The following is a 16963-nucleotide window of genomic DNA, read 5'->3' as shown; positions in this document are numbered from 1 at the left end:
CTCATTTCCGTCGCGGCTGTTTCGCACCAAAAGGACCGAGCGGGGCATTCTTGAGAACTGCCTTGCCGTTACCGTCCAATACAGTTTGCTTCTCTGGACCCGAAGAAAATTTGAGTGTGATCGGCTCATCGGCAAGCGTGTTCCCATCGGCGTCCACGTACTCGATTTCGAGATCGCGCTTCAGATTCAATTCGGACACCTTCACAGCTAGATCCACACCGGTCACACTGACAGGCCCCGCAAGTTCCTTTTTGCTCGCTTTGAACTCCACATTCCCAGGCGCGTGCACCTCGATATTCCCGCCTTCCAGCTTGATATAGGCGCCTTGCGCCGTCAGAAGCACATGCTTCTTCGGAGCGGAAATAGAAACCGTTTTTGTCACGCTCGCCACGGTGATCTTCTTGTCGGCAGTAAGCGAAGTCGGTCCCGACTGGCTCTGGCTGCTGAGCTTCCCACTGGCCGCGTGCAACTTGATGCCCACCTCCTGGTTCGGCTTCGTTTTATTCGTGGCTTTGCCGTAGGTGAACAGGCTGATTCCCGAGGCCACGAGGGTCGAAAAGGCGCCCTGCGCGACCATGTTGATGTCCTGTCCCGCCACGATGCTGCTCGTCGTCCCCGCCGCCAGCACCGCATCCCCGGGTGTACAGGCGACGATGCCGGCGGGGCTCGACAGCTGCAGCTGCGGCTCGCTGTAGCCGCCGGCTTCGTGCCGCCCGCTTTCCTGCTGGTCTGCCCGGCCTTCGAGAACCGCGGCGCTGTGGCCCATCTGCTTGATCGCCGCAAGCTCCTCTGGCTCGGCCTCACCCTTCAACGCCGCGTTATGCTTTTTCGCCAGCGTCGCCACATCGATCTGCAGCTGATGGCTTTCCTCGATCTGCGCAACGGCCTCCCGCGAATCCAGCTGGCTCCCACTCCCCCCAGCCCGCTTATCCGCCGACAACAACATCCCCTGCCCCGCCCGCAGCGCCACGGCGTGCGCCGTCTTGAGCTCCGCCCCAAACCCCACCGTGTCCAGCCGCGCATTGTCGACCTGGTGCCGCAGGTGCCCCAGGTTGAGCTCCGCCGTCCCTTCATGCGCCTTCGCATGATGCTGCAGGGCGACGCGCGGCTGCCCCGCGCTGTCGTCGAACACCAGCTGGTTATACCCCCCGTCCCCCGACTGGCTGCCCTGCATGGCCTGCGACCTGATGCCGCTCAGGACCGCAGGGTGCGCATGCCCGCCGCTCTCGCCCGGGAACCACGGCGCCGCATTGCCGGTCGCCGCCCCTGCCCCCTGTGCGACCCCGTTGTGCTGGGCATCGACCGCCCCCCGGCCGTTGTACAGGCTGCCGATCACCACGGGCCGGTTGATATCGCCGTCCAGGAAGTCGACGAGCACTTCCTGCCCCACGCGCGGCACCATGCTGGCCCCCCAGTTGGCGCCGGCCAGCGGCGTCATCACCCGCACCCAGGTGCCGGCGCTGTCGTCGCCCGGTGCGCCGGTATGCCCTTCGGGAGTCGGGTGCGTCGCCCGGCTATGGCTGGCCGCGCCCCGTTGCCAGTGAAACTGCACCTTGACCCGGTGATCGCGGTCGGTATGCACCACCGCACCCGCGGGCCCGACCACGATGGCGGTCTGCTGGCCGCGCACCGTCGGGTGCGGATGCAAAAAACGCCCATGGTCGTCGACGCCCGTGCTGCGGTAAGGCACGCGCGCCGGGATCGCCTCGATGCGGTTGCGGTAAAGGGGACGTCCGCCGTCCACCTCGCGCGTCTCCCTCGGCCCGAACTCGTGCGCGCCCGCCAGCGCGACGACGCCTTGCCCGAGCAGCTTGCCCACGCCGTCGCGCATATCCGCGCTCAGGTTGTTGTGCATCAGGTGCCTGGCGCGGACGATGACGAAGCTGCGCTCGTCGTCGCTCCCTGCTTTATCGAAGCGCGCATGCCCGTGCAGGGTAAAGCTGGTGCCCGGCGCGAAAGTCCGCACCGTCCCGGCGGCGATGTGCACCTGGCGCGCAGCCTCGAACGCCTGGATCTGGTTGACGGCGATCCGCTGGCCCACTTCCCGTGTCTGCCACGCATACAAGCCCGGCGCGTCGCGGCTGGCCAGCACCGGGCCGCTGCCCTCCGGCCCTGCCGCACTGGCCTGGCGCTGGCGCGCGCTGCGATAGTCCCAGCTGCCCATCTCGATCGCGTTGGTGTTCATGCGCATTTCGGTGCGCCAGCGATCGATGCTGTCGGCCTTCATTACCGCACCCGGACGGGTGAACTCCACCTCCGCCTGTGCATTTGGCTGGAAGGCGCCGTTGTGATCGGCAATCACCATCGTGTGGCTGCCCAGCGCGGCGCTGTCCGGATCGCCGCTGTGCTCGAAGAAGTAGAACAGTCCCTCCTCATGCATCAGGCGCTCGGCAAACGCCAGGTCGCTTTCCTGGTATTGGGTGGTCAGGCTGCGCTTCGCGTACACGCCCTGGTCGGCGACGTCGATGCGCCACGCGGGCGCCAGCAGGCCGCGTCCCGAATAGCTGCCGAAGATGACGTCCAGGATGTCGAATACGCTCATGTCCTGGAAGGTTCGGCTGTCCCTGCCCAGCGACAGGAACTTGCTCCACGGTTCAATAGTGAGGACATAGCGTGCGAAGCCACCATTGGCGCCCGTCATCGCAGCGCCCGTGATGTAGCCGTGGAAGGGGCGGAAGCAGTCGAAGCCCGACGCGGTGAGCAACTGCACCAGCGCCGGCCGCCCGACCAGGGTTTTCAGCACCAGGTGGGCGTCCGTCGACAAGGCATCGATCTCAAAGCGGTAGGCCTGGCTGATCGCTTCCTCGCCGCGCACGCATTCGGCCACCAGCGCATCACCCAGTGGCGTGGCGAGCCGGATCAGGCGGGTGTCCTGGGTAAAACGGCCGAGGGACGCAAGCAGGCTGGTTTCTAGGGCGCGCAGCAACATTGTTTCCTCCGATCATGCATGGCCAGGGTATTCGGCGATTACACGTCGAGATGCGGTCACGGCCGTTGCGAAGGATCAGGCTGCTTGATGACAGGGTGGACAGTGAGGCTGCCCGTGCACAACCTTTCGGAGGGAGGATGATACGACTCGGAATTGTCCGATAGCGAACGAAGAAAAAAAGAGGCGCCGACGCGTTTCCGCGGTCAGCGCCTCGAGCAGACGGCGAGGCCGCGTGCTAGTTCAGGTCGAGGCCACCAAAGGCATTCGGCAGCTGCTCCGCCGCCGTGGTCTCGAACACGTCGCCCTTCAGGTTGGTCAGCACGACCGGCAGCGCATTGCCGCCCAGTTCGAGGATGACCTGGCGGCAGGCGCCGCAGGGGGCGATCGGCCCATCGGTCTGGCCGATGACGGCCAGCGCGCTGAAGTCGCCCGGCTTGTAGCCATTGGCGATGGCGCTGAAGAAGGCCGTGCGCTCGGCGCAGTTGCACAGGCCGTAGGACGCGTTTTCCACGTTACAGCCGCGGAAGATGCGGCCGTCCTTGCATTCGAGGGCGGCGCCGACCTGGAACTTCGAGTACGGCGTATAGGCCAGCTCGCGCGCGGCGCGGGCTTCGGCTATCAGTTTTGCGTATTTCATGCTGCTCCTGTTACGGACGAATGGTGCGGAAGATCATCGGCTCGGCGACCGCTTTCACAGCGCCGACCTTGTAGGCGGCCTGCACCTGGCGCACCGCCTGTTCGGCCGCCTGCTGGGTGCGTGCGTGGACCATGGCCAGCGGCTGGCCGACAGCCACCTGCTCGCCCAGTTCCATCAGCCCGGTAAGGCCGACCGCGAAGTCGATCGCATCCTGCGGACGCACGCGGCCGCCGCCCAGTGCCACCACGGCCAGGCCGATCTCGCGGGTGTCGGTCGATGTCACGAAACCGGCATGCAGCGCCGGTACAGGGACGATAATCGGTGCGGTTTCCAGGTGCGCGTCCGGCTTGTCCATCAGGTCGGCCGGGCCGCCCAGGGCGGTGACCATGCGCGCGAAGCGCTCGGCGGCTTCGCCCGAATCCAGCGCCGCCTGCAGCCTGGCGCGTGCCTGCGTGTCGTCGGCGGCAATGCCGGAAATGACCAGCATCTCGGCGCACAGCGCCATCGTCACTTCGTGCAGGCGTGCCGGGCGCGCCTTGCCGCTCAGGTAGTCGATCGCAACGCGCACTTCGACGGCGTTGCCGGCGGCGTGGCACAGCGACTCGTTCATGCCGGTCAGGATGGCCGAGGTGCGGGTGCCCGCGCCGTTGCCAACCTTGACGATGCTCTCGGCCAGCTCCACCGATTTTTCAAAGGTCGGCATGAAGGCGCCGCTGCCCACTTTCACGTCCATCACCAGCGCGTCCAGGCCCGCGGCCAGCTTCTTGGACAGGATCGAGCCGGTGATCATGGCCACCGATTCCACGGTCGCCGTGGTGTCGCGGATGCTGTAGAAGCGCTTGTCGGCCGGCGCCAGCTGGGCGGTCTGGCCGATGATGGCCACGCCCACTTCCTTGACGATCTTGCGGAACAGTTCCGGGTCCGGCACGGTGCTGTAGCCGGGGATCGAATCGAACTTGTCGAGGGTGCCGCCGGTGTGGCCCAGGCCCCGGCCGGAAATCATCGGCACGAAGCCGCCGCAGGCCGCGATCATGGGCCCCAGCATGAGCGAAACCACGTCGCCGACGCCGCCGGTGGAGTGCTTGTCGACCACCGGGCCTGGCAGGTCGAGGGATTTCCACTCCAGCACCTGGCCGGAATCGCGCATCGCCAAGGTGAAGGCGACGCGTTCGTCCATGGTCATGTCGTTGAAGTAGACCGCCATCGCGAACGCCGCGATCTGGCCTTCGGTGGTGCTGCCGTCCGGGATGCCGCGCACGAAGAACTGGATTTCTTCGGCAGTCAGGATGCCGCCGTCACGCTTTTTGCGGACGATTTCTTGGGGTAGGAACATGCTCGATTCCTCGTAAGGGTAAGTCTGATCTAGTGTTAGCCCAAAAACCGTCATTCCCGCGAAGGCGGGAATGACGGTGCTTGATGGTGTTGGTTGTGTCAGCGTCGCGTGTGTCTTACACGCCGTACGGAATCCACACGTTCTTCACCTGGCTCGCATGCTGCAGCACCGTACGGCCGCAAGCCTGCTTCGCATCGAACCAGTCACGACCCTTGCCGCCGCCGACCCAGGTGCGCTTGAGCGAGTCGGCGGACAGGCGTTCGACTTCGGCGCAGCCGGCGGCCGAACCGTCGTGGCGCCAGACGGCGTCCACGTCGCCGTGCGAAGCCAGCGTGCGGGCCAGCTCGTCGGCGGAACCGGTGACGATGTTCAGCGCGCCGCCCGGCAGGTCGGAGGTATCGAGCACCTGGTACAAATCAAGCGCCGACAGCGGGTGCGCTTCCGACGGCACCGCCACCACTCGGTTGCCCAGCGCGATGGCCGGGGCCACCAGCGAGATGAAGCCCAGCAGCGGGTTCTCGTTCGGGCAGATGATGCCGATCACGCCGACCGGTTCGTTCAGCGCCACGGTGATGCCGTGCATCGGCGGCTGGTGGGCGGCGCCGTCGTACTTGTCGCACCAGGCGGCCCAGTAGAACAGGCGCTCGATCGAGGCTTGCACTTCGCGCGCTGCGTCTTTCGAACCGGTCTGCGCAGCGATGCGGGCGACGAATTCGTCGGCGCGGATCGCCAGGTTCTCGGCCATGTAGTACAGCACCTGCGCGCGGTTGTGCGCGGTGGCCTTGGACCAGCCGGCCGCCTTGTGCGCCGCTTCAACGGCATTGCGGATGTCCTTGCGGTTGCCTTCGCCGACGTCGGCCAGGAAGGCGCCGTTGGCGCCGGTGATGGCGCGGCTGTAGGCGCCGTCAGGGCGCGCCTGCTTGCCGCCGATGTAGAGCTTGGCGGTGCGGTCGACGGCGAACGGGCTGCCTTCGTCCGACGCTTTCACGCGGCCCTTCTCGGCCACGATCGGCGCGGCCGGGCGTGCATCTTCCGACAGCGGGGTCAGGTACTCGTACATCCCTTCCTTGCCGCCTTCGCGCCCAAAACCCGATTCCTTGTAGCCGCCGAAGCCGCAGGCTGCGTCGAACTGGTTGGCGGTATTGATCCACACCACGCCGGCCTTGATCTGCGGCGCCACGTCCAGCGCCAGCGAGATCGATTCCGACCACACGCAGGCGGCCAGGCCGTACACGGTGTTGTTCGCCAGCTGCACCGCTTCATGCGGAGTGCGGAAGCTCATCGCCACCAGCACCGGGCCGAAGATCTCGGCCTGGGCCACGGCGGCCGAGGTCGAGGCGCCGGTGATCAGGGTCGGCAGGTACCACGAACCGGCTTGCGGCATGTCGCAGGCTGGCTGCCAGACTTCGCAGCCTTCCGCACGGGCCGATTCCACCAGGCCGTGGATGCGCTGCTGCTGCACCGGGTCGACCAGGGCGCCGATGTCGTTCGATTTATCGAGCGGCGAACCGACGCGCAGGTTCTGCATGCGCAGCTTGACCTTGGCGATGAAGCGGTCGTACACCGACTCCTGCACCAGCAGGCGCGAACCGGCGCAGCAGACCTGGCCCTGGTTGAACCAGATCGAGTCGACCAGGCCTTCCACCGCGGCGTCCAGGTCGGCGTCGTCGAAGACGATGAAGGGCGACTTGCCGCCCAGTTCCAGCGACAGCTTCTTGCCAGTGCCGGCGGTGGCCTTGCGGATGATGCGGCCCACTTCGGTCGAACCGGTGAAGGCCAGCTTGTCGATGCCGGGGTGATTCACGATGGCTTCGCCCACGGCGCCGTCGCCGGTAACGATGTTCACCACGCCCGCAGGCACGCCGGCCTGCTGGCAAATCTGCGCGAACAGCAGCGCGCTCAAGGGCGTGTACTCGGCCGGCTTGAACACGATGGTGTTACCGGCGGCCAGCGCCGGCGCGATTTTCCATGCCAGCATCAGGAGCGGGAAGTTCCACGGCACGATCTGGCCCACCACGCCCACGGCGCGGTAGTCCGCGAATTCTTCCTGTTGCAGCTGGGCCCAGCCGGCGTGGTGGTAGAAGTGGCGCGCGGCCAGTGGCAGGTCGGCATCGCGGGTTTCGCGGATCGTCTTGCCGTTGTCCAGGGTCTCGAGCACGGCGAACAGGCGCGCATGCTTCTGCAGCAGGCGTGCCAGCGCGTACATGACGCGCGCACGGCCATGGCCGCCCAGCGCGACCCAGCCCGGCTGCGCGCGGCGCGCGGCCTGCACGGCGCGGTCGACGTCGTCGCCGCTGGCCTGGGTGACTTGCGCCAGTTCGCTGCCGTCGGCCGGGTTATTGGTGGCGAAAGTGGTCGCACTCTCCGTCCACGCGCCGTCGATGAACAGGCCAAAACGGCGTCCATGCTGCTCCAGCCACGCAGTTGCTTCCTTGGTGCTTTCGGGTGCGGGGCCGTAGTCCATGGTCTGAAGAATCTCTTTAATAGTTGGCATGACGAATCCGTTGGTATTTAAGGTTGCGCGTGGCGATGGGCGGCCGAGTAGTTGCCGGTGACGTAGTGCTCGAGCTGGCGCTCGATGTCGGTCATCAGGCTCGACGCGCCGATGCGGAACAGGTGCGGCTGCAGCCAGTCGTTGCCCAGTTCTTCCTTCATCACGGTCAGGTATTGCAGTGCGCTCTTGGCGGTGGATACGCCACCGGCGGGCTTGTAGCCGACCTGGAAGCCGGTCTGCTCGTAGTATTCGCGGATCGCGCGGGTCATCACCAGCGACACGGGGATGGTGGCGTTCACGCCTTCCTTGCCGGTCGAGGTCTTGATGAAATCGGCGCCGGCCATCATGCAGACCCAGGAGGCCTTGGCCACGTTGTCCAGCGTGACGATGTCGCCGGTGGCGAGGATCGCCTTCACGTGGGCGTCGCCGCAGGCCTGGCGGTAGGCCAGCATCTCGTCGTACAGCGCCTGCCAGTTACCGGTCAGGACGTGCTGACGGGTGATGACGATGTCGATCTCGGTGGCGCCGGCGGCCACGCTCAGTTCGATCTCGCGCAGCTTGGTTTCCATGCTCGACAGGCCGGCCGGGAAGGCGGTGGACACCGCGGCGATGGGCAGGCGGCCCTGCAGCACTTTCACGGCTGGCTGGATCATTTCGTGGTACACGCAGACGGCGCCGGTGGTGAGCGTCTCCAGGCCGAGGGCCTGCATCAGGTCGGTGCGCAGCGGACGCATCGCCTTCATGCACAGGCGCTCGACGCGGCCCGGGGTGTCGTCGCCGCCCAGGGTGGTCAGGTCCATGCATTCCACCGCGCGGATCAGCCAGGCGGCCTGGTATTCCTTCTTCACGGTGCGGCGGTTGGCCAGGCTGGCGGCGCGGCGGTCGGCCGCATTGCGGTTGACCTTGATGCTGTTGACCCAGCCAAGGTCGAGGCCTACGGCGGTATTACGTTTGAAGTCCAGTGGCTGGGTCATAGCAGTGCGGTTCCGTTCGAAAGTGGTTTGACGCCAAGGTGCTTGGCAAGGGTGGCGCCGATGCTCGAGAAAGTGTCGGCAGTCGGCAGTTCCTGCGCGGCGACGTTCGGGCCGAAGAAGATCATCGGGATGTGTTCGCGGGTGTGGTCCGAGCCCGGCGCGGTGGGGTCGCAGCCATGGTCGGCGGTGATCACGCACAGGTCGCCTTCCTTCAGCTTGGCCAGGAATTCCGGCATGCGCGCATCCAGTTCGTGCAGCGCGTTCGCGTAACCGGCGACGTCGCGGCGGTGGCCGAAGTGCATGTCGAAGTCGACGAAGTTCACGAACGTGAGCGATTTTTCCGGCGCGGTCTCGGTTTCTTCCAGCAGGCGGTCGAACAACGCCATGTTGTCGACGCCCTTCACCAGTTTGGTCACGCCCTGCGCGGCGAAGATGTCGCTGATTTTGCCCAGCGCGATGACTTCGCCGCCCGCGTCCTTGACGTGGTCGAGCAGGGTCGGCGCGGTCGGCGGCACGGCGTAGTCGTGGCGGTTGCTGGTGCGCTTGTACTTGCCGTTTTCGCCCAGGAAGGGACGCGCGATCACGCGGCCGATGTTGTAGGGCTTGACCAGCTCGTAGGCCGCTTCGCAGACTTCATACAGGCGCTCCAGGCCGAAGTGCTCTTCGTGCGCAGCGATCTGCAGCACCGAGTCGGCCGAGGTATACAGGATCGGCTTGCCGGTCGCGACATGCTCGTCGCCCAGCTCGTCGATGATGGTGGTGCCAGAAGCGTGGCAGTTGCCGAGCCAGCCCGGCACGCCAGTCAGCTCCTGCAGCTTGTCGGTCAGCTCCTGCGGGAAGGACGGCACCGTCTTCGGAAAATAACCCCAGTCGAACAGCACCGGCACGCCGGCGATTTCCCAGTGGCCGCTCTGGGTGTCCTTGCCGGTCGACTGTTCGCGCGCGGCGCCCCAGGCCCCCGTGAAACCGTCGCGCTGGCTGAAACCCGCGGCCCATTCGCCGCTGGCCTTGTGGGCCGCGGCGGCCAGGCCGAGGCGCTCGAGGTTGGGCAAGGACATCGGCTTGCCCTCGTTGGCCGCCCACTTGGCGATGTGGCCGAAGGTGTTGGCGCCGGTGTCGCCATATTTGTCGGCGTCGGGCAGTGCGCCCAGGCCGAACGAGTCGAGCAGGAGGATGAATGCGCGTGACATGTTATCGCTCGCTTTTCAAAAGAAGTTAGGCCGCGCTGCGCGGGGTCGCGCCCAGGCGCTCGATGAAGGAATGAATCAGGGTGACCAGGTCCTTGGCGGCCACGGCCGCGTACTTCAGGGTCTGCTCGTGCGACAGCGGGAACGGGCTCAGGCCTTCGGCCAGGTTGGTGACCGCCGAGACGCCGGCGACCTTCAGGCCGCAGTGGCGCGCGGCGATCACTTCCGGCACCACCGACATGCCGACCACGTCGGCGCCGAGGGTCTTGAAGGCGCGGATTTCCGCCGCCGTCTCGAAGTTCGGGCCCGGGCAGGCCAGGTACACGCCTTCGTTCAGGGTGATGCCCTTGGCGGCTGCGGTTTCCTTGATCATGCTGCGCAGTTCGGCGTCGTAGGCATTGGCCATGCTGAAGAAGCGCGGGCCGAAGCGGTCGTCGTTCGGGCCCGACATCGGGCTGCCCGGCAGCAGGTTGATGTGGTCGTTCAGGACCACGACGCTGCCTGCATCGACTTCAGGACGCAGCGAACCGGCGGCATTGGTCACGAACAGCATTTCGCAGCCGATCAATTTGAAGGTGCGCACGGCGGAAGTCATCACGCTGGCGCCGTAGCCTTCATAGAAGTGGCCGCGGCCCTTCATGCACACGACCGGCACGCCGGCCAGTTCGCCCAGCACCAGCTCACCCGCGTGGCCGTGCACGGTGCTGATCGGGAAACCCGGCAAGTCGGCGTAGCTGATCGACACGGCGTCGGTCATCTGCTCGGCCAGCACGCCCAGGCCGGAGCCCAGGATCAGTGCGACGCGCGGCGCGAAGCCCGGCTTGCGGGCCTTGATGACGTCTGCTGCTTCGAATGGAGTATTGCTGAACATGGTTGTCCTTATCGTGTGCGGAATGCGGGAGGCGTGATGGAGAGGCTGGTATCAATATTGCTACTGAACAGTAAGCAAGGGGCACATATCAGCCGGAATATTATAACTATGCACGACAGCCAATATGTATGGCAAATACCGTTTTTCTTGCCGATTTATTGGTTTAAAAAATAAATCATCCGGTGTATTGTCGATGTGAGGAGACACAATGCCCCAAACCTTTGACTATTTTATGACATTTGTCTAGTATTACTAAACATATGTTTAATGCGGATGAGCCCCGACGTGACCGAACTGCCTAAAAAAGAACAGTTATACGAGCTGATCCGCGCGAATCCCTTCATCGCGCAGCAGGACCTCGCGACCCAGCTGGGCCTGTCGCGCTCGGCCGTGGCCAACTACATCGCCACCCTGGTGCGCGAGCGCCGCATCCTGGGGCGCGCCTACGTGCTGCCGGACCAGCGCCCGATCCTGTGCATCGGCGCCTCCAACCTCGACCGCAAGCTGCGCACGCTGGGCAAGCTCACGCTCGGCACCTCCAACCCGGCCACCCAGGATGAATCCTTCGGCGGCGTGGCCCGCAACATCGCCGAGAACCTGGCCCGGCTCGGGGCGCCGGTGGCATTGATCACGGCGGTGGGCAACGACGCCTCGGGCCGCGCCCTGCTGGCCCACGCCGACGACGCCGGCATCGACACCCGCGGCGCGCTGCGCCTGGATGGCGTGAGCAGCGGCACCTATACCGCCATCCTCGACCAGGATGGCGAAATGGCGGTGGCGCTGGCCGACATGGCGCTCAACGACCGCCTGACGCCGGACTTCCTCGCCACCCGCCAGCAGCAGCGCGCCAGCGCCACCCTGGTGGTGGCCGACATGAACCTGCCGCTCGACACCATCGCCGCGCTGCTGGACGATGCCGCCCGCGACGGCGTGGCGCTGGTGCTGGTGGCCGTGTCGGAACCGAAGATGGCGCGCCTGCCCGCCAGGCTGGACGGCCTGCGCCTGTTGATCCTGAACGAAGGCGAACTGGCGACGCGCGTGGGCCACGTGCTCGACAGCGACGCCGCGATCGACGCCGCCTGCGCCGACGTGCAGCGCCAGGGCGCGCAGGATGTCGTGGTCACGCGCGGCGCGCGCGGCGTCCTGTATACCTCCAGCGCCGGCATGATGCGCCTCGATGCGCCGCCGGTCGCCGTGGTGGACGTCACCGGCGCCGGCGACGCCTTTGCCGCTGCCGTCTGCTGGTCGCTGCACAGCGGCGAGGCCGACCTGGCGCTGGCCTGCCGCCGCGGCCTGCAGCTGTCGGCCATGACCATCGAATGCGCGCAGACCGTCTGTCCCCGGCTCGAACCAGGGCACTTCGACGGCCCGGCGCACCAACTCAACGAACCCGTATTGGACTAAGCATGCACTCCTTCCTCCTGTTCTCGCCCGAAGTGGCGGCCGCGCGTATTGCCGGCAAACCCGTGGTCGCGCTGGAATCGACCATCATCTCGCACGGCATGCCCTACCCGCAGAACGTGCACACCGCGCGCGAAGTCGAACAGCTGATCCGCGACGCCGGCGCGGTGCCGGCCACCATCGCCATCATCGACGGCAAGATCTGCATCGGCCTGTCGGAAGCACAGCTCGAGCTGCTGGGCGCCTCGCCCGACGCCATGAAAGTGAGCCGCCGCGACCTGGCCTATGTGCTGTCGCAGAAGCGCCTGGGCGCCACCACCGTGGCCGCCACCATGATCTGCGCGCAGTTGGCCGGCATCGAAGTCTTCGTTACCGGCGGCATCGGCGGCGTGCACCGCGGCGCCGAGACCAGCTTCGACATCTCGGCCGACCTGCAGGAACTGAGCAACACCAGCGTGGCCGTGGTCTGCGCCGGCGTGAAATCGATCCTCGACATCGGCCTGACCCTCGAATACCTGGAGACCCATGGCGTGCCGGTGCTCAGCGTCGGCCAGCCGGGCTTCCCCGCCTTCTTCACGCGCGACAGCGGCTTCAAGGCCGACTTCCAGCTCGACACGCCGCAGGAGCAGGCCGCTTTCATCCGCACCAAGTGGCAGCTCGGCATGGCCGGCGGCGTGGTGGTGAGCAATCCGGTGCCGGCGGAATCCGCGATGCCGGCGCAGGAGATCGACGCCATTATCCAGCAGGCGCTGGGTGAAGCCGGCGCGCAGGGCGTGAAGGGCAAGGCCGTCACGCCCTTCCTGCTGGCGCGCATCAAGGAGCTGACCGAAGGGCGCAGCCTGGCGACCAATATCGCGCTGGTCAAGCACAACGCCGTGGTGGGCGCGCGCCTGGCCGTCGCGCTCAATGCCACGCCGGCGGATTGACGGCAGGCGCGCCATGTCGATCGACCTGAAACAGCTGCGCTACTTCCTCGCGGTGGCCGAAGAGAAAAGCTTCTCGCGCGCGGCCGAGCGCCTGCACATCTCGCAGCCGCCGCTGTCGCAGCAGATCATGAAGCTCGAGAGCGAACTCGGGGTGCGCCTGTTCACCCGCACCACGCGCAGTTTCGAGCTGACGGTGGCGGGCAAGGCGCTGATGCTGGAAGCGGCCGAACTGCTGGGCAAGATGCGCATGACGATCGACACCATCCGCCAGATCGACCGCGGCGAAGTGGGCCGGCTGCGGGTGGGCATCGTGGGTTCCGCCATGTGGGGCCCGATCCCCGGCCTGCTCGAACAGTTCCAGAGCCAGTACCCGCAGGTGACCTGGACCATCCACGAGATGGGCCCGAACGACCAGTGGGAAGCGCTGCGCGCCAAGCAGATCGACGTCGGCTTCTGGCGCGAGCCGCGCATCGAGCCGGACGTGCTGAAACAGGCCAACCTGCGCCAGGACCTGTGCTTCCGCGAGGACGTGGTGGTGGCCATCAACGCCAGGCACCCGCTGGCGCAGCAGGACGCGATCGAGCTGCGCGACATCGCCAACGAGCCGATGCTCACCCTGCACCTGGACCAGTCGGCCGAGCCGCGCTACCTGATCCAGTGCTGCGTGAATGCCGGTTTCGAACCGATGATCGCGCAGGAAGCCAACGAGCCGCAAACCCTGCTGGCGATGGTGGGCGCGGGCCTGGGGGTGGCGCTGCTGCCCGAGACCACCAGCCGCATCGGCTGGCCGGGCGTGCGCTTCCTGCCGGTGCGCAGCAATCCGCCGTCGGCCAACCTGTATATCAGTTACCTGGCGCAGGACGATGCGCCGGTGGTGCGGGCCTTCCTGAAGATCCTGTTCCCGGGCGAGACGTCGTAGGGTGGTCGGCTACGCCGACCGCGCGGCCAACTCCCGGTGGCACTGTGGCAGTGCGGGCAATGGTTGAACGCGCGGTCGGCAGAGCCGACCACCCTACAGTTGCACCTTACTGCCGCTTGAGTTCCACCGCCACGGTGCTGAGCGAGGCGATCTGGTGGCGCCGCTCCACCGGGCGGGTCAGCACCCGCATGGTCGTTTCCAGCGGTACGCCCATCCTGGCCAGCTCGGTCGCCGCGCGCGGACGGCCCTCGCTGGCCGCCTCGTGGATCGCGGAATCGATGAGCAGTGCGGTCTTGTAATCAGTTCTTCGGTCCATTTCTTCATCCTAACACCGCCACGCGGCGCGCTCCAAGGCCGGTCCTTTCACAAAACTGATCGGCAACCGGGTTTTGATTCATTTTCTTGAAAGATGAGGTTTTTCTTTATTCTGCGTTATCTCGCGCACCGTTCTCGAGCGCAAGCTGGTGCAAACTCTTGTCAAAAGATGAATAACTTAATCCCTCTTACAAGGAGCACACCATGAAAACCACGACCACTACCGCTACCATTTCCGCCCTGATGCTTGCCGTTGCCATGATGGCCACAGGCTGCAAGAAGGCCGACGACAACCCGAACATGGGCCCTGCCCAGGAAGCCGGCGCCGCAGTCGACAACGCTGCTGCCAACGCTGCCCAGGAAACCAGGGAAGCCGCCCAGCGCGTCGAGAACGCGACTGAGAACGCTGCCGCCAACGTGGACGCCGCAGCTGACCGCGCCGGCCAGAACATCGAGAACGCCGCTGACCGCGCTGGCCAGAACATGCGCGAAGCCGGCGCCGAAGTGAAGCAGGAAACCAAGGAAGCCGCTGCCGAAGTCCGCGCCGCATCGGACAAAGTGGGCGACAAGACCGGCGCCGCGCTGGAACGCGCTGGCGAGAAGCTGCAGGAAAAGCGTTAATTCCTGAGCCTTGAAGCTTGACCCGGGGCCTCGGCCCCGGCATGTGGCGCACCTTGGCGGGCATCCTTCAGTGGGTTGCCCCGCCGACGTGCGCCACGTCGCGTTCGACCGTCACCGCCGTCTCCACGGCGATCCGGAGCCCCGCGACGATGTCCTCCAGCGCCATCGACGGCGGATTGTCCGGCAGACCCGCAGCCTGCTCCGGCAGATAAGGCACGTGGATGAAGCCGGCCTTCACCGGCTTGCCTGCCGTGGCGTGCATCACCCCATAGAACACATGGTTGCACACGAAGGTGCCCGCGCTCTGCGATACCCCCGCTGTCAATCCCCGTTCCCGCATCGCCGCCACCATGGCCTTGATCGGCAGCGTGCTGAAATAGGCCGCCGGCCCGTTTGGATCGATCGGCCGGTCCACCGGCTGCCGGCCCGCATTGTCGAGGATGGACGCGTCGTCCACATTGATCGCCACCCGCTCCACCGAGATCTCGGCCCGCCCGCCGGCCTGGCCGACGGCGATGACGATGTCCGGGTACAGCGCGTCGAGCATCGCGGCCAGGTCGGCGTTGGCCTGGTCGAACACGCAGGGAAGCTGGCGCACCTCGACCCGGAAGCCGGGCCCGCACCAGCCTTCCAGCGCGCGCACCGCTTCCCAGGCCGGGTTGATGCTGGCCTGGTTGAATGGTTCGAAGCCGGTAAGCAGGACAGTCTTGGTCATCGGTTCATCAGGAAATACAGCAGGAAGATATTCGCCACCAGCAGCGGCAGCGCGGTCGGGATCTGGGCGCGGATCACGGCGTTCTTGTCCGGCAGGTCGAGCAGCGCGGCCGGCACGATGTTGAAGTTGGCCGCCATCGGCGTCATCAGGGTGCCGCAATAGGCGCTGAACATGCCGATCGCCGCCATCACGGCCGGATTGGCGCCGTACACGCCCACCAGCACCGGAATGCCGACCCCGCCCGCCATCACGGGAAAGGCGGCGAAGCCGTTGCCCATCACGATGGTAAACAGCGCCATGCCGATGCAGAACACCGCCACCGCGACGAAACGCGAATCCATATTGATGTACGAGGTCGTCACATGCGCCACCGCCTTGCCCACGCCGGCCTCGGTGAACAGCAGGCCGAGCACCGCCAGCATGTGCGGCAGCACCACCGCCCAGCTCATCGCGTCGACCAGCCGGCGCGCCTCGCGCACGCCCTGCAGCGGCGTGGCGCGCGTCAGCCAGCAGGCCGCCGCCAGGGCGATCAGCGCGGCGCAGCCGAGACTCACCAGGGTCAGGTGCTTGGGGTCGAGCAGCAGCATGCCGCCCACCTGCACGTCCTTGAACAAAGTGGCGCCGAGCATCGTCACGAGCGGCAGGATCAGCGCCGGGATGAACAGCCGGTTGCCGAGCCGCTCGCTGCTGGCGCGGCGCTGCGCTTCGGGAAGCAGCGCCGCCTTGCCGGCGGTGACGCCCTTGAAGCCGGCAACCAGCGCCATCAGGATCATCAGCGCGCCGACCAGGGCCGGCGGCAGGCGTTCGCCCGCCAGGTAGAGCAGCGCGTACAGGCCCCAGAACAGCGCCGTGGTATAGCGGCGCGGGTTGCTGCGGTCAAGCAGGTTCATTACGGCCACGGCCACGAACAGCAGGCCCACCAGCACATAGAAGAATTCCAGCGTGATCACGGTTTCACCATCGTGCGGACGATATACGCGTCGAGCCGGCGCAAATTCCACGCGTGGATGATGAAGGCGCAGATGGCGGTCGGGATGCCCCACAGCGCCATGTGCAGCGGGTCGACCGCGATGCCTTCGGCCTGCAGGATGGTCTGCATCAGGACGATGGCGCCGAAGGCGACGAAGATGTCTTCGCCAAAGAACAGGCCGACGTTGTCGGTGGCCGCCGACATCGCGCGGATGCGATGGCGCAGGTGGTCGGGCAGGCTGCCATGGCGCGTTTCGGCCGCCGCTTCGGCCATCGGCGCGACCAGCGGGCGCACCATCGAGGCATGGCCGCCCAGGCTGGTCAGGCCGGCGGCGGCCGAGGTCTCGCGCAGGAACAAGTAGACGATCAGGAGGCGGCCGGCGGTGGCCGACGCTACCCGCGCGATCGCGGCCTGGGCCCGCTCGCGCAGGCCGGCGCGTTCCAGCAGGCCGATCGCGGCCAGCGGCAGCAGCAGGATCAGCGGCAGGTTGCGGGTCTTGACGAAGGCGGCGCCGAGCGACGCGAGGATGGCCTCGAGCGGCATCGCGGCGGCCAGGCCGGTGACGGCGCAGGCGGCCACCACCACCAGCACCGGGTGGGCGCGCAGCAGGAAGCCCGCGACGATGACCGCGACGCCGAGCAGCGGCCACAGGTTGACGGCAGCTTGCATGA

At 66.5% G+C, this 16963-nt stretch carries 15 protein-coding genes; 4 read left to right on the top strand and 11 right to left on the bottom strand.

All coding sequences use genetic code 11. The features are described 5' to 3' along the window. Nucleotide 1 precedes the first annotated feature (1 nt). The 7 genes from BM031_RS03815 to xapA form a co-directional block, all read right to left on the bottom strand. Nucleotides 2–2929, bottom strand: a complete 2928-nt coding sequence (locus BM031_RS03815; protein ID WP_091871379.1) for a type VI secretion system Vgr family protein — start codon at nt 2927–2929, stop codon at nt 2–4. Between the two features lie 235 nt (nt 2930–3164). Further along, entirely contained in the window at nt 3165–3566 is a 402-nt protein-coding gene (locus BM031_RS03810; RefSeq protein ID WP_091871376.1) for a cytidine deaminase, read from the bottom strand. 10 nt (nt 3567–3576) lie between these two features. Further along, on the bottom strand, nt 3577–4899 hold the full coding sequence (deoA, locus tag BM031_RS03805; protein ID WP_091871374.1) for a thymidine phosphorylase: 1323 nt from the start codon (nt 4897–4899) through the stop codon (nt 3577–3579). A gap of 115 nt (nt 4900–5014) precedes the next feature. Continuing rightward, complete coding sequence (locus BM031_RS03800) at nt 5015–7393, bottom strand: aldehyde dehydrogenase family protein (RefSeq protein ID WP_370660034.1); 2379 nt, start codon at nt 7391–7393, stop codon at nt 5015–5017. A gap of 17 nt (nt 7394–7410) precedes the next feature. After that, the gene (gene deoC, locus BM031_RS03795) at nt 7411–8367 is read right to left on the bottom strand and encodes a deoxyribose-phosphate aldolase (RefSeq protein WP_091871369.1); all 957 of its coding nucleotides are present in this window, start codon (nt 8365–8367) and stop codon (nt 7411–7413) included. Continuing rightward, nucleotides 8364–9557 (bottom strand): phosphopentomutase, encoded by a 1194-nt coding sequence (locus tag BM031_RS03790; RefSeq protein ID WP_091871366.1) that lies wholly within the window; start codon nt 9555–9557, stop codon nt 8364–8366. The genes deoC and BM031_RS03790 overlap by 4 nt, the downstream gene beginning before the upstream one ends. A 25-nt stretch (nt 9558–9582) precedes the next feature. Next, a complete protein-coding gene (gene xapA / locus BM031_RS03785) occupies nt 9583–10425 on the bottom strand; it encodes a xanthosine phosphorylase (protein WP_091871363.1) in 843 nt (280 codons plus the stop codon). 285 nt (nt 10426–10710) lie between these two features. Here xapA and BM031_RS03780 point away from each other — a divergent pair, with 285 nt between their 5' ends. The 3 genes from BM031_RS03780 to BM031_RS03770 are packed head-to-tail and all read left to right on the top strand — an operon-like array spanning nt 10711 to nt 13671. After that, on the top strand, nt 10711–11829 hold the full coding sequence (locus BM031_RS03780; RefSeq protein WP_091871792.1) for a carbohydrate kinase: 1119 nt from the start codon (nt 10711–10713) through the stop codon (nt 11827–11829). A 2-nt stretch (nt 11830–11831) separates the two neighbouring features. Then, on the top strand, nt 11832–12752 hold the full coding sequence (locus BM031_RS03775; RefSeq protein WP_091871361.1) for a pseudouridine-5'-phosphate glycosidase: 921 nt from the start codon (nt 11832–11834) through the stop codon (nt 12750–12752). A gap of 13 nt (nt 12753–12765) precedes the next feature. Beyond that, nucleotides 12766–13671 (top strand): LysR family transcriptional regulator, encoded by a 906-nt coding sequence (locus tag BM031_RS03770; RefSeq protein ID WP_091871358.1) that lies wholly within the window; start codon nt 12766–12768, stop codon nt 13669–13671. Nucleotides 13672–13777: 106 nt separating this feature from the next. On the opposite strand, the gene BM031_RS03765 is transcribed toward BM031_RS03770, so the two are convergent. Continuing rightward, the gene (locus tag BM031_RS03765) at nt 13778–13987 is read right to left on the bottom strand and encodes a hypothetical protein (RefSeq protein ID WP_091871356.1); all 210 of its coding nucleotides are present in this window, start codon (nt 13985–13987) and stop codon (nt 13778–13780) included. Nucleotides 13988–14190: 203 nt separating this feature from the next. On the opposite strand from BM031_RS03765, the gene BM031_RS03760 reads away from it, so the two are divergent. Then, nucleotides 14191–14607 carry a hypothetical protein gene (locus BM031_RS03760; RefSeq protein ID WP_229408513.1) on the top strand — a complete coding sequence of 139 codons (417 nt, stop codon included), beginning with the start codon at nt 14191–14193 and terminating at the stop codon, nt 14605–14607. A 67-nt stretch (nt 14608–14674) separates the two neighbouring features. Here BM031_RS03760 and pcp read toward each other — a convergent pair whose 3' ends face one another. The 3 genes from pcp to BM031_RS03745 are packed head-to-tail and all read right to left on the bottom strand — an operon-like array spanning nt 14675 to nt 16961. Next, on the bottom strand, nt 14675–15322 hold the full coding sequence (gene pcp, locus BM031_RS03755; RefSeq protein ID WP_091871354.1) for a pyroglutamyl-peptidase I: 648 nt from the start codon (nt 15320–15322) through the stop codon (nt 14675–14677). Continuing rightward, entirely contained in the window at nt 15319–16272 is a 954-nt protein-coding gene (locus tag BM031_RS03750) for a DUF979 domain-containing protein (protein ID WP_091871351.1), read from the bottom strand. Before BM031_RS03750 ends, pcp begins: the two co-directional genes overlap by 4 nt. Next, on the bottom strand, nt 16269–16961 hold the full coding sequence (locus BM031_RS03745) for a DUF969 domain-containing protein (RefSeq protein ID WP_091871349.1): 693 nt from the start codon (nt 16959–16961) through the stop codon (nt 16269–16271). Before BM031_RS03745 ends, BM031_RS03750 begins: the two co-directional genes overlap by 4 nt. Nucleotides 16962–16963 lie beyond the last annotated feature (2 nt).

It is taken from the genome of Massilia yuzhufengensis (genome assembly GCF_900112225.1).
In the GTDB taxonomy this organism is placed as follows: Bacteria; Pseudomonadota; Gammaproteobacteria; order Burkholderiales; family Burkholderiaceae_D; genus Telluria; species Telluria yuzhufengensis.
Note: the sequence above shows the minus strand (reverse complement) of the source record. Positions and strands in the feature narration are given on the sequence as shown.

Excerpts from the sequence above, each read along its gene's own strand:
- BM031_RS03815 (WP_091871379.1), bottom strand. The coding sequence starts at position 2,929 with ATGTTGCTGCGCGCCCTAGAAACCAGCCTGCTTGCGTCCCTCGGCCGT.
- BM031_RS03810 (WP_091871376.1), bottom strand. The coding sequence starts at position 3,566 with ATGAAATACGCAAAACTGATAGCCGAAGCCCGCGCCGCGCGCGAGCTG.
- deoA (WP_091871374.1), bottom strand. The coding sequence starts at position 4,899 with ATGTTCCTACCCCAAGAAATCGTCCGCAAAAAGCGTGACGGCGGCATC.
- BM031_RS03800 (WP_370660034.1), bottom strand. The coding sequence starts at position 7,393 with ATGCCAACTATTAAAGAGATTCTTCAGACCATGGACTACGGCCCCGCA.
- deoC (WP_091871369.1), bottom strand. The coding sequence starts at position 8,367 with ATGACCCAGCCACTGGACTTCAAACGTAATACCGCCGTAGGCCTCGAC.
- BM031_RS03790 (WP_091871366.1), bottom strand. The coding sequence starts at position 9,557 with ATGTCACGCGCATTCATCCTCCTGCTCGACTCGTTCGGCCTGGGCGCA.
- xapA (WP_091871363.1), bottom strand. The coding sequence starts at position 10,425 with ATGTTCAGCAATACTCCATTCGAAGCAGCAGACGTCATCAAGGCCCGC.
- BM031_RS03775 (WP_091871361.1), top strand. The coding sequence starts at position 11,832 with ATGCACTCCTTCCTCCTGTTCTCGCCCGAAGTGGCGGCCGCGCGTATT.
- BM031_RS03770 (WP_091871358.1), top strand. The coding sequence starts at position 12,766 with ATGTCGATCGACCTGAAACAGCTGCGCTACTTCCTCGCGGTGGCCGAA.
- BM031_RS03765 (WP_091871356.1), bottom strand. The coding sequence starts at position 13,987 with ATGGACCGAAGAACTGATTACAAGACCGCACTGCTCATCGATTCCGCG.
- BM031_RS03760 (WP_229408513.1), top strand. The coding sequence starts at position 14,191 with ATGAAAACCACGACCACTACCGCTACCATTTCCGCCCTGATGCTTGCC.
- pcp (WP_091871354.1), bottom strand. The coding sequence starts at position 15,322 with ATGACCAAGACTGTCCTGCTTACCGGCTTCGAACCATTCAACCAGGCC.
- BM031_RS03745 (WP_091871349.1), bottom strand. The coding sequence starts at position 16,961 with ATGCAAGCTGCCGTCAACCTGTGGCCGCTGCTCGGCGTCGCGGTCATC.